This is a genomic window from Gammaproteobacteria bacterium (genome assembly GCA_016765075.1).
In the GTDB taxonomy this organism is placed as follows: Bacteria; Pseudomonadota; Gammaproteobacteria.
In genome coordinates this window covers 1-9200 of sequence record JAESQP010000051.1, presented here as the reverse complement: position 1 = coordinate 9200, position 9200 = coordinate 1, and the positions used below count along the sequence as shown (strand labels likewise).

The 9200-nt window shown below is 48.9% G+C and carries 11 protein-coding genes; 8 read left to right on the top strand and 3 right to left on the bottom strand.

All coding sequences use genetic code 11. From position 1 onward, the window contains the following. The 8 genes from JKY90_03015 to JKY90_02980 form a co-directional block, all read left to right on the top strand. A partial coding sequence (locus JKY90_03015; GenBank protein ID MBL4851238.1) for a Gx transporter family protein occupies positions 1–495 on the top strand: 495 nt, incomplete at its 5' end. Further along, complete coding sequence (locus tag JKY90_03010) at positions 492–1364, top strand: energy transducer TonB (GenBank protein MBL4851237.1); 873 nt, start codon at positions 492–494, stop codon at positions 1362–1364. The genes JKY90_03015 and JKY90_03010, both read left to right, overlap by 4 nt. Positions 1365–1436: 72 nt before the next feature. Then, entirely contained in the window at positions 1437–2000 is a 564-nt protein-coding gene (locus JKY90_03005) for a YqgE/AlgH family protein (GenBank protein ID MBL4851236.1), read from the top strand. Beyond that, positions 1997–2527, top strand: a complete 531-nt coding sequence (ruvX, locus tag JKY90_03000) for a Holliday junction resolvase RuvX (protein MBL4851235.1) — start codon at positions 1997–1999, stop codon at positions 2525–2527. Before JKY90_03005 ends, ruvX begins: the two co-directional genes overlap by 4 nt. Further along, positions 2517–3041 (top strand): bifunctional pyr operon transcriptional regulator/uracil phosphoribosyltransferase PyrR, encoded by a 525-nt coding sequence (pyrR, locus tag JKY90_02995; protein MBL4851234.1) that lies wholly within the window; start codon positions 2517–2519, stop codon positions 3039–3041. The genes ruvX and pyrR overlap by 11 nt, the downstream gene beginning before the upstream one ends. 32 nt (positions 3042–3073) lie before the next feature. Further along, positions 3074–4057, top strand: a complete 984-nt coding sequence (locus JKY90_02990; protein MBL4851233.1) for an aspartate carbamoyltransferase catalytic subunit — start codon at positions 3074–3076, stop codon at positions 4055–4057. Positions 4058–4065: 8 nt separating this feature from the next. Further along, complete coding sequence (locus tag JKY90_02985) at positions 4066–5376, top strand: dihydroorotase (GenBank protein ID MBL4851232.1); 1311 nt, start codon at positions 4066–4068, stop codon at positions 5374–5376. A gap of 20 nt (positions 5377–5396) precedes the next feature. Beyond that, positions 5397–6308: a dihydroorotate dehydrogenase electron transfer subunit gene (locus JKY90_02980; GenBank protein MBL4851231.1), complete on the top strand. Its 912-nt coding sequence runs from the start codon at positions 5397–5399 to the stop codon at positions 6306–6308. A gap of 61 nt (positions 6309–6369) precedes the next feature. On the opposite strand, the gene JKY90_02975 is transcribed toward JKY90_02980, so the two are convergent. The 3 genes from JKY90_02975 to JKY90_02965 all read right to left on the bottom strand — a co-directional run. Beyond that, entirely contained in the window at positions 6370–7494 is a 1125-nt protein-coding gene (locus JKY90_02975) for a PilT/PilU family type 4a pilus ATPase (GenBank protein MBL4851230.1), read from the bottom strand. 82 nt (positions 7495–7576) lie between these two features. Next, positions 7577–8956, bottom strand: coding sequence for an NAD(P)(+) transhydrogenase (Re/Si-specific) subunit beta (locus tag JKY90_02970; protein ID MBL4851229.1), 1380 nt, complete (start codon positions 8954–8956; stop codon positions 7577–7579). A gap of 2 nt (positions 8957–8958) precedes the next feature. Further along, the coding region (locus JKY90_02965; protein ID MBL4851228.1) for an NAD(P) transhydrogenase subunit alpha at positions 8959–9200 on the bottom strand (242 nt) is incomplete at its 5' end.

Here is a 9200-nt window from a genome sequence, read left to right as displayed (position 1 = left end):
GAGCGCCAAGATCACATCATTGCCTGGTTTACTGCTTTGGCCATCGCTATTCACGTGTTAGAAAGTGCAATACCCAGCCCTATTCCAGGCGTCAAAATTGGCCTTGCCAACATTGTCACCATTGTCGTTTTAGTGCAGTTTGGCTGGCGCACTGCCGCTTGGGTATCGCTTTTGCGTGTGCTTATCGGCAGCCTCATTATTGGCAGTTTTCTGTCGCCAACATTTGTCCTCAGCCTTGGCGGCGCTTGCGCCAGCCTGATCGCCATTGGCATCGCTTATGCCTTGGCACGGCAGCATTTGAGCGTTTTAGGCTACAGCGTGCTGGCTGCCATCGCACATATCCTGGCACAGTTTTGGCTAGCGTATTGGTTGTTTATTCCACACGATGCCTTATTCCACCTACTGCCAGTGCTGCTAACGGTCGCTATTATTACTGGTATCGTCAATGGTAGTCTTGCCTTAGCCATACAAAAACGCTTGAACATTAATCCATGAACCTACACACATCGACCAGCAGCCACAGCGACCATCTCACCTTAACGCTATTTTTTGCGTTATTGCTGCATGCGTTTATCGTATTGGGCATCAGCTTCTCAGCAGAAGATGTTAATCAAGCACCACGACACACAATGGACATTATACTTGTCCATCAAGCCAGCGAAGAAGAACCAGACGATGCCAAGATATTAGCTCAAGCAAACCAAGATGGTGGCTTTGATGGCGAACGTGAGCAAGTCTCAGCTAGCCCGTTCATAGCAGCCATTCAAACGCCACTATCCGCACTTGAGCAACAACCACAGCAGCAAAGCACTGCCATTCGCAGCGAGCAGGAAGTCAAAAAAATAGCGGTTAAAAAAGACAGTGGCACGGTACTAGAAAAAACAGTTAGCAAAATTATTGAACAAGAAACACCTCACCCTAGCGCGCAAGAGCTTGTCTCGCGCAGTATGACAATGGCCAGACTAAGTAGCGAAATAGGCCAAATTAAAAATGCCCATAGTAATAATCCACGACGACGCCATATCAACACTAAAACCAAAGAGTTTCGTGATGCCGCCTATTTTGATTCTTGGCAAAAAAAAATTGAAAGAATAGGCAATCTTAACTATCCCGAGGAGGCGCGACGCCGCAAGTTAACCGGCAAACTCAAACTTGATGTTGGCCTCTTTTCTGACGGCTCTATTGAAAGCATCACTATTATCAAATCATCAGGCAAAAAACTGTTGGATGATGCCGCTATTCGTATTGTGAAGCTTGCCGCACCATTTTCGCCCTTAACACAAGAAATCCTTAGCGATACCGATGTGTTAATCATCGGCCGCGTTTGGGAATTTGGTCGTACTGGCAATTTTTCATCACGCTAATATCAACCTCGTAAGCGTTGACAATCATGCATGCAACTTGCAAGGCGCCCTTAAACCACTGATACTTAGTATATGCAAAACTCACTTCGCTTAAGCAACCAGTTCCTCATTGCCATGCCCTCGCTTAACGATACTAATTTTTCACGCAGTGTGACTTATATTTGCCAGCACGATGAGCATGGTGCACTTGGCATTGTCATTAATCAGCCGCTAGAACTCACTCTCGGTGACGTATTAAATGACCTGGAACTAGCGACCGACCATGACACCGTTCACAATAGCAGCGTCTTTCTAGGCGGGCCAGTGCAATGCGAACGTGGCTTTGTCTTGCACCAGCCGATTGGCGAATGGGAGGCAACACTCAACATCAGCGATGAAATTGGCCTCACTGCCTCACGTAGCATTTTAGCCGCCATTGCCGAAGGTAAAGGCCCAAAAAATAATATTGTCGTACTCGGCTATGCCGGTTGGGGCGCTGGCCAACTCGAGCAAGAAATGCTGGCCAACAGTTGGCTAAGTGGCCCTGCCAATAGTGAAATCATCTTTAATTTGCCCGTCGAGCAACGCTGGCAAGCTGCCGCCACACATGCTGGTGTCGATATCACCCGCCTGTCTGGCGATGTAGGTCATGCATGAACGACTCTACCCCGAGGGCGTGTAGCGGCCAACGCACCTTGCTCGGCTTTGACTTCGGTACGCGTTGTATTGGCGTTGCCGTAGGACAAGAACTCACCGGTAATACCCAACCCCTAGTGACACTCAAAGCCAATAATGGACAACCTCGCTGGAACGAAATCGATGCTCTGATCAAAACATGGGGCGCTGACGCCTTGGTCGTCGGTATACCACTTGACCTTGATGGCACACGTCAGGCCATGACTGAGCGTGCCGAAAACTTTGCCAAAGCACTCTTGGAGCGGTATAAATTGCCTGTCTTTCACAGTGACGAACGTCTAACTTCAATGGAAGCAAAAAACCACTTGCCAGCGAATACTAAAGCGCATCAACGTCGCGATGACTGGCAACGCAAAGTGCTTCTCGATCAGATTGCAGCACAGTTAATTTTAACCACTTGGTTGTCTGACACCCAAGATAGGGATAGGAATGGCGATGCACAACCAATAGCCATATCAACAAAAGAGACGAATACCAATGGCGCTTGAATCACCTGATACCTTGCTGACTTTGATGGCAACGCAATTGCAAATACGCATCGATAGTCAACAAATCACCAACCCCGCTATGGTAGGCATACATACTGGCGGTGTTTGGGTGGCCAATGCCCTGCATCAACGTCTCGCTATCGCAGAGCCTTTAGGCACGCTCGATATCTCCTTCTACCGCGATGATTTTAGTCGTATTGGCATGAGCCCAGAGGTCAAACCATCGAAACTGCCATTTAGCATTGATGATCGCCATATTATCCTGGTCGACGATGTGCTCTATACCGGCCGCACCGTACGTGCGGCGCTGAATGAACTGTTTGATTATGGTCGTCCTGCCAGCGTAACGCTTGCTGTACTGGTGGTGCGTAGCGGACGCGAAATCCCCATTAGTGCCGATGTTGCGGGGACAGAGATCGTGCTCGGCGCAAACCAGCAAATTAAACTGTATCTCTCTGGAGACAAAGAAGCTGAATCTCTGTCACTCGAAATCGTAGAGGTCGCAAGTACATAACTTGGGCGTCAGTGTATAATGCGGCTAACCTCATGAAGCAGCAACACCTTCAACTCGACAACAATAAGCGCCTGCGTCATTTTTTGACAACGGAAGGCCTGAAACGCGATCTTCTTGTAGAAATACTCGATACTGCAGAATCATTCACCAGCGTTACCAATCAACAAGTAAAAAAAGTCCCCTTGCTACGTGGCAAAACGGTGGTCAATCTCTTCTTCGAGGCTAGCACACGTACACGCACCACCTTTGAACTGGCAGCAAAGCGGCTTTCTGCTGATGTACTTAATATCAACGTCACCGCATCGGCAACCAATAAAGGCGAAACATTACTCGATACGCTGCGTAATCTCGAAGCCATGCATTGCGATATGTTTGTTGTGCGCCATCCAAACAGTGGCGCTGCGCATTTTATTGCCGAACATTGTGCAGATCATGTTAGCGTGCTTAACGCTGGCGATGGCAGCCACGCGCACCCAACGCAGGCGATGATCGACATGTTTACTATACGTCGACACAAACAAGAATTTCACAATCTTTCTGTCGCCATTGTTGGCGATATTCTGCACTCGCGCGTAGCCCGTTCACAGATTCATGCGCTGAGCACGTTCGGCGTACCCGATATTCGTGTCATTGGGCCACGCACTCTCATTCCAGCACAAGCCAGCAGCTTAGGTGTCCACGTCTACCATGATTTAGCAGCCGGACTAAAAGGCGTTGACGTCATCATCATGTTACGCCTGCAACGTGAGCGCATGAGTAGCGCGTTATTACCCAGTGAGCATGAATACTTTAGGCTCTATGGACTCACCAAAGAAAAATTGGCCTTGGCCAAACCCGATGTCATTGTCATGCACCCTGGCCCGATTAACCGCGGCGTTGAAATGGATTCAGCCGTTGCTGATGGTAAACACTCAGTCATATTGCAACAGGTCAGTCATGGTATAGCGATACGTATGGCAGTGATGTCGATGACCATGCGCTCCAAAAGCACGTTGAAAAGTGAGCGTGACGCATGAGCGCCGACATGAGCACGAGCAAGAACCTTGACACAAACCCGCGCATTCACATCCGCAACGGTATCGTGGTCGATCCTGCTAACGACATACATGAACAGCGCGATGTCTTTATCCGCGATGGCAAAATTCTCGCTGTCAGCAATAAGGTGCCAGATAATTTTAATGCCGATAGCATTATCGATGTAACAGGGCACATTGTTTGCCCTGGACTAGTCGATATGTGTGCACGTTTACGTGAGCCAGGCCATGAGTCTAAAGCGACTATTGCCAGCGAAACAAGGGCTGCGGCTGGCGCCGGCATTACCTCAATATGTTGCCCCCCCGATACCAATCCTGTTATTGATAGCACCGCTGTCGCAACATTAATTCGCGACAAAGCCAATGACACAGGCAAGGCTTCTGTCTATACCCTTGGCGCCTTAACACAAGAGCTCGATGGTGCACGTTTAAGCGAAATGGGCTCATTAAAAGCCGCTGGCTGTGTCGGCGTTAGTAACGCCTATACTCCTTTCAAAAGCAGCTTGATTCTGCGCCATGCTATGGAATACTCGGCCAGCCATGATCTTGTTGTACACCTGCACGCCGAAGATGCCGGCTTACGTAAAAATGGCTGCATCCACGAAGGCCAGATCAGCACCCGCCTCGGCTTAGCAGGCAATCCAGCCGCCGCTGAAACCGTCGCTGTCAGCCAAATTCTCGCTTTGATTGAACACATTGGCGTCAAAGCACATTTTTGTCGCTTATCTACTGCACGTGCCGTGCAAATGATTGCGCGCGCACAATATAATGGCTTGCAGGTCAGCGCCGATGTCAGTGCGCATCAACTGCATTTAACCGATATGGATGTCGGCTATTTTAATAGCAACTGCCACGTCTCACCGCCACTGCGCAGCTTACGTGATCGTGAAGGCCTACGTGCTGGCCTGAGCAAAGGCACGATTAGCGCGATATGCTCCGACCATCAACCGCACGAAGCAGATGCAAAGCTAGCGCCGTTTGCGCTAACAGAGCCAGGCATATCAGCGCTTGAAACGCTGCTGCCATTGAGCTTGCGCCTGGTCAATGAAGGCATCATTGATCTCATGCCGCTAATTGCCTCACTCACATGCAAACCAGCCCAGTTGCTAGATATTAACGCCGGCACACTCACGCCCGGGGCACAAGCTGATATCTGCATCTACGACCCGCAACGAGAGTGGCAATTAGATAGCGAGACATTACGCAGCCAAGGTCACAATACGCCGATGATGCATTGGCAGTTTACAGGTCAAGTGACTCACACTCTGCGTCATGGCCAGCTTGTTTTTCAACTCAATTAAACGCCAGCCCAAGTATAACCATGAGCAATAAACATCCTGCACACCGCGATTCAGTCTTTATCGAAGATGCCACTGTAATCAGCCATGAACGCTTCGATGCTGACCAATACATATTACGCTTAGCATCAGAGCGCTGTGCTGAACGCGCCGAGCCTGGCTGTTTTTCACACCTACAATGCAGCCAAAACCTACCTATGCGGCGACCATTATCGATTATGCGCACTGACAAACAGCAAGGCTGGGTCGAATACCTTTACCGTGATGTCGGCCTCGGTACACACGCATTAGCGCAACGCAAGGTCGGCGAATCAATCAGTGTGATGGGGCCTATTGGTCAACCTTTTATTGCCTCAGCAAATAAATCACGCCCGCTACTGATCGGTGGCGGCGTTGGCATTCCGCCAATGATTTTTTTAGCCGAACAACTCAAACAGCAGAACACCCCTGGGGGACAAGACACAACACCGCTGGTATTGATGGGCTCAGAAGTCCCTTACCCTTTTGCGACACAGCCCTCTTCATTTACTGTAGCAGGACTTGATAATAAAACCAGCCATAGCATTAACTTTCTTGAAAAACTGGGCATTGCCAGCCGCCTTGCCAGCCTGCAAAACTATGAAGGCTGCTTTCAGGGTTACGTCACCGACCTCGGACGCGCGTATTTAGCCGCGCTTTCACAGCAAGGACTGGCTGAGGTAGAAATATTTAGCTGCGGCCCTCAACCTATGCTGCAAGCCTGCGCCAGGCTTGCCGAGGAATTTTCACTCGACTGCCAAGTCTCGCTCGAAGAGTATATGGCTTGCGCAGTAGGCGGTTGTGCGGGCTGTGTTGTGGCAATACACACAGATGATGGGCCTGCAATGAAACGAGTTTGCGTTGATGGCCCGGTATTCAATGCCAAACAAGTCTATCCTGAAATTTATGCTCCCTGAAATTACTTGGACACTATTTCAGAAGAAAACCTAACCGATAATACGCAACCAAAAATTATAGTTAACGTTTCGCACCCGTAAGCGAAATCTGGCTCGACCTGTTAGCGAGGTCGTCAGAAAGATCATTGCTGCCAAACTTAATCATTAAACGTAAATCATTGGGCGAATCTGCATACTGCAATGCATCTTCCTCCGTCACCAGTCCGTCTCTATAAAGTTCAAACAAAGACTGCTCAAAGGTACACATATCGTGCTGATCTGATTTTTTCATCACATCTTTTAGCTCATCAAAACGACCACTGGCAATCAGATCAGTCGCCAATGAACTATTGGTTAAAATCTCTATCGCCAGCACTCGACCCTCACCATCTGCAGCAGGCACCAAACGTTGTGCAATAATCGCACGCATATTGAGCGACAAATCCATTAAAATTTCATCGCGACGGTCACGCGGGAAAAAATTAATCGCCCTTTCCAGGGCTTGCGAACAATTAACCGCATGCAAAGGCGCTAAAGACAAATGACCTGTTTCAGCAAATACTAAGGAATGATGCATTGTCGTGCGATCCAGAATCTCACCAATTAGAATGACATCAGGTGCCTGGCGCAGTGAGTTTTGCAGCGCCGTCTCATACGACTTGGTGTCAACACCAACCTCTCGCTGAGTAATGACACAACCTTGCGGGCTGTGCACAAATTCAATGGGATCCTCAACAGTGACAATATGACCGCTACCGTGACGATTGCGGTGGCCAACCATAGCGGCCATGGTGGTCGATTTACCTACCCCTGTGGCACCAACAACGAGAATCAAGCCACGCTTTTCCATTATCATTGTCTCGAGCACTTGCGGTAGGCCAAGCGACTCGACCGTAGGAATATCGGTTTCTATGCGCCGAACGACCATTCCGGGCTGATATTGCTGCTGAAAAACATTGGCTCGAAAGCGACCAATACCCTCCCGAGAAAGACCAAAATTGAGCTCGTAGTCACGCTCAAATTGTTCTTGCTGCTCTGCTCGCATCGCGCCGTAAATAAGATCATGAGCCGTATCACTATCGATTACGCTCTCATCGATGCTAAAAAGCGTTCCATCCACTTTAATTGAGGGTGGTGAACCAACACTAATAAACAGATCCGATGCCTGCTCATCAACCATAGCCTGAAGTAAATCATCCAATGTCATTGAGGGCTCCGCACTATTGTTTTTTACCAATAGATGTCAGCGTTTACATTAAAACGGCAACCGAGTGCCAAGGTACACTAGCTTACAGTTGCTTGACACTCTGCACGAGCTCGTTGCACATGCTTTGCGCATCACCATAGAGCATACGGGTGTTATCGGCGTAAAAAAGTTCGTTTTCGATACCGGCAAAGCCTTTACCACGGCCACGCTTGATCACTAACACATTGCTAGAGTAATCAACATCCAAAATGGGCATACCATAAATTGGGCTAGCCGAGTTATTTCGTGCAGCAGGATTCACTACATCGTTAGCACCAATAACTAATGCAACATCGGTGCTTTGAAATTCGGCATTGATCTCTTCCAAATCAAATAATTTGTCATAGGGAACCCCGGCTTCAGCTAACAATACATTCATATGCCCAGGCATGCGACCGGCGACCGGGTGAATGGCAAATTTCACTTCTACACCATTTTCCTCTAGCTGCTGTGCAAGTTCGTAAACCTTATGCTGCGCTTGCGCCATCGCCATGCCATAGCCCGTAACAATAATGACTTTATTGGCATAACCCATCATGATGGCAGCATCATTTGGTTCAATTTCTTTTAACGAACCTGCCACCTCTGAATCGTCATCATCCTGTGTTGCACCAAAAGCACCAAACAATACATTCGACAGTGGACGGTTCATTGCCTTAGCCATTAGCTGTGTTAGCAAAGTCCCCGCCGCACCAACTACTGTACCGGCAACAATCATCGCGGCATTGCCCAAGGCAAAGCCTTCAAAAGCAACCGCCATACCGGTTAAGGCGTTAAATAAAGAAATAACCACGGGCATATCGGCGCCACCAATAGGCAAGGTCATCATCACACCAAACGCCAAAGCCGCCGCAAAGAAAATAACAATAATTATCGGCGCATCAGTGAATAATAAAATGAAGCCCGCAAGCACGGCAATGGCAAACACGGCAAGGTTAACGACTTGTTGTTTGGAAAACGTCATTGGGCGTTCGCTGATCAAACGCTGTAATTTGGCAAAAGCGATGCAACTGCCACTGAAAGCAATGGCACCAATTAAACCACCGACAACAGCGAGAAAAACTAACACACCACTGGCTGATTCGCCGCCGAGCAACTCACCACGGAACAATTCAACTGCCGCAATGGCTGCTGCTGCACCACCGCCCAGGCCATTATAAATAGCCACCATCTGCGGCATATTCGTCATTGCAACACGCTTGGCTGAAACCCAGGCTGCGCCACCACCAATAATAATTGCAATCAACATCAACCCTATATTGTGCAGACCAGGTGTAAAGAAGGTGACGATAACCGCCAGCCCCATCGCGCCACCTGCCCAGAGAATACCGTTGCGCGCCGTCTTTGGTGACGACATCTGGCGTAAACCTAAAAGAAATAACAGTGCCGTAATGAAATATGCGGCTTGGATGACGTGTTCCACGGCTATTTCCTTTTGTTCTTGGCTTCAAACATTTCAAGCATGCGCTCGGTAGCAACATAAGCACCCGCCGCATTGCCTGCTGCCAACATAACAGCAATAAAACCGATAACCTGTTGCAAACCGGTGTCAGCGTGGCCAAGCACGATCATAGCGCCGACCAACACAATGCCATGGATAAAATTAGAGCCCGCCATTAAGGGGGTATGCAATATCACTGGCACACGGTTAATCACTTCATAGCCAG

Excerpts from the sequence above, each read along its gene's own strand:
- JKY90_02980 (MBL4851231.1), top strand. The coding sequence starts at position 5,397 with ATGAGCAATAAACATCCTGCACACCGCGATTCAGTCTTTATCGAAGAT.
- pyrR (MBL4851234.1), top strand. The coding sequence starts at position 2,517 with ATGGCGCTTGAATCACCTGATACCTTGCTGACTTTGATGGCAACGCAA.
- ruvX (MBL4851235.1), top strand. The coding sequence starts at position 1,997 with ATGAACGACTCTACCCCGAGGGCGTGTAGCGGCCAACGCACCTTGCTC.
- JKY90_02990 (MBL4851233.1), top strand. The coding sequence starts at position 3,074 with ATGAAGCAGCAACACCTTCAACTCGACAACAATAAGCGCCTGCGTCAT.
- JKY90_03005 (MBL4851236.1), top strand. The coding sequence starts at position 1,437 with ATGCAAAACTCACTTCGCTTAAGCAACCAGTTCCTCATTGCCATGCCC.
- JKY90_02975 (MBL4851230.1), bottom strand. The coding sequence starts at position 7,494 with ATGACATTGGATGATTTACTTCAGGCTATGGTTGATGAGCAGGCATCG.
- JKY90_03010 (MBL4851237.1), top strand. The coding sequence starts at position 492 with ATGAACCTACACACATCGACCAGCAGCCACAGCGACCATCTCACCTTA.
- JKY90_02985 (MBL4851232.1), top strand. The coding sequence starts at position 4,066 with ATGAGCACGAGCAAGAACCTTGACACAAACCCGCGCATTCACATCCGC.